Source organism: Desulfovibrio piger (assembly GCF_012843875.1).
In the GTDB taxonomy this organism is placed as follows: domain Bacteria; phylum Desulfobacterota; class Desulfovibrionia; order Desulfovibrionales; family Desulfovibrionaceae; genus Desulfovibrio.
Genome location: NZ_JABAFY010000129.1, coordinates 1 through 554, shown reverse-complemented (window position 1 = coordinate 554; position 554 = coordinate 1). Strand labels below are relative to the sequence as shown.

At 55.1% G+C, this 554-nt stretch carries 1 tRNA gene and 1 rRNA gene; both read left to right on the top strand.

The annotated features are described in order from the left end of the window. Window positions 1–404 (top strand): 16S ribosomal RNA (locus tag HF854_RS12460); the annotation flags it as partial. A gap of 72 nt (window positions 405–476) precedes the next feature. Further along, window positions 477–553 (top strand) — tRNA-Ile (locus tag HF854_RS12455). Window position 554 lies beyond the last annotated feature (1 nt).

Below are 554 nucleotides of genomic sequence, written 5' to 3'. Positions count from 1 at the left end.
TGGGCACTCTATGCAGACTGCCCGGGTTAACCGGGAGGAAGGTGGGGACGACGTCAAGTCATCATGGCCCTTACACCTAGGGCTACACACGTACTACAATGGCACGCACAAAGGGCAGCGATACCGTGAGGTGGAGCCAATCCCAAAAAACGTGTCCCAGTCCGGATTGCAGTCTGCAACTCGACTGCATGAAGTCGGAATCGCTAGTAATTCGAGGTCAGCATACTCGGGTGAATGCGTTCCCGGGCCTTGTACACACCGCCCGTCACACCACGAAAGTCGGTTTTACCCGAAGCCGGTGAGCCAACTAGCAATAGAGGCAGCCGTCTACGGTAGGGCCGATGATTGGGGTGAAGTCGTAACAAGGTAGCCGTAGGGGAACCTGCGGCTGGATCACCTCCTTTAAGGAATATATCTTCCCGTTCGCTCTTCACTTGCAATGAGCCACGAGCTCATTGACAAGCAAGAGCATGATTGGGCCTGTAGCTCAGGTGGTTAGAGCGCACGCCTGATAAGCGTGAGGTCGAAAGTTCAAGTCTTTCCAGGCCCACCAC